We start from the raw sequence: 1417 nt of genomic DNA, 5'->3' as shown, positions 1-1417 counted from the left end.
CACGTTCCACCATCCGGAGACTTTGCTGCGCGCCGACGATGAAGACGAAGACGACGATCCGTAGGGCTGTCGGTCACTGTGACCGTCGCGCTGACCACAGCGCCCATGACGCACCAGCCGCCGCAGCACCGATCGCGGCGATGGGCACAGCGACTCGGGCGGCACGGACCCGTGACGCGGGTTCCGGTCGGCTCGGCGGTACCGCAGTGCGGACGTCAGCGGACTTGCGCGCCATGGCTATTACCTGAGCCAGATGCAATGGCGATGCCGCACCCGCGTCGCTGATCTGGGTTTGGCAAGAGAATCCGTTGGCCACCACCACGGCATCTGGGTTCTTCCGGATCGCGGGCAACAACGCCTGCTCGCCGCAGTCCAGCGACAGCTGGTACTTGCCTTCCTCGAAGCCCCACGATCCGGCCAGCCCACAGCATCCTCCGGACACCGGTTGCACCTCGATTCCCATCCGCTCCAGGATCTGCTGATCGGCATCGACTCCACCGGTCGCCCGTTGGTGGCAGTGACCCCACAGCAGGGCGCGTGCTCCCGATGCCGACGGCAACTCGACGTCGAATTTGTCCAGGAACTCCGCGAAGTGATAGCTGTTGCGCGCCAGCCGGTCCGCGTCGTCGTCATGCGGAAACAGCTTGGGAAGGTCGTCTTTGAACACGGCCAGGCAGCTCGGTTCCATCCCGACAATCGGTGTGCCTGCCCGGATGTCGTTGCGCAGCCGCGACATCACGCGGTGCAGGTAGCGCTCCGCGACATCGAGGAACCCATAGTCGTAGAGCGATCCGCCGCAACAGATATGCCCTTGCGGCATGACGACCTGCCATCCGGCGGCCTCCAGCGCCTCCACGCAGGCGACGCCGACGTCGGTGTGCAGCCGGTTGTTGAATGTGTCGGGAAACAGGACCACCCGCGGCCCGCCGGCACTGACCACCGGACGGTTGGCGAACCATTGCTGCAGCGTCATCGGAGCGAATGTCGGGAGCGGCCGGCGCCGGTCAATGCCGCCCAGTGTCTTGGCGATCCGGGAAAGCACCGGCGTCTGCGTCGCGAAGTTGGCCAGCTCGGGCATCGCGTTGGCCAGCCGCGCCGCCTGGTCGATAAACCCGAACGCGTAGGCATAACGGGGACGCCACCGCCGCAGGGACCGGAAGTGGTGGTACAGGAATTCCGCCTTCTAGGTGGGGATGTCGACGTTGACCGGGCAATCGCTGGTACAGCCTTTGCATGCCAGACACAGATCCAGTGCGTCGGCCACTTCATTCGACTGCCAGCCGTCAGTGATCACATCGCCGCGCAGCATTTCGAAGAACAGCCTCGCGCGTCCACGTGTGGAGTGTTTCTCCTCCCTCGTCATCTGATAACTCGGGCACATGGTCATCTGAGCATCGGGCACCCGGCATTTGCCCAC

General features: G+C 64.8%; 2 protein-coding genes. Both read right to left on the bottom strand.

What is annotated here, in order from left to right; all coding sequences use genetic code 11:
• Positions 1-73: 73 nt before the first annotated feature.
• Positions 74-1078: a (Fe-S)-binding protein gene (locus ACFE99_RS13420; protein ID WP_375486013.1), complete on the bottom strand. Its 1005-nt coding sequence runs from the start codon at positions 1076-1078 to the stop codon at positions 74-76.
• 105 nt (positions 1079-1183) lie between these two features.
• Positions 1184-1417 (bottom strand): 4Fe-4S dicluster domain-containing protein (locus ACFE99_RS13415; RefSeq protein WP_375486019.1); only part of this gene is annotated, 234 nt, incomplete at its 5' end.

The sequence above is a fragment of the uncultured Mycobacterium sp. genome, from assembly GCF_964249325.1.
Lineage (GTDB): Bacteria > Actinomycetota > Actinomycetes > Mycobacteriales > Mycobacteriaceae > Mycobacterium.
This window is presented reverse-complemented; position numbering and strand designations above follow the sequence as displayed.

Coding starts and splice junctions, on each gene's coding strand:
- ACFE99_RS13420 (WP_375486013.1), bottom strand. CDS start 1,078: ATGCCCGAGCTGGCCAACTTCGCGACGCAGACGCCGGTGCTTTCCCGG.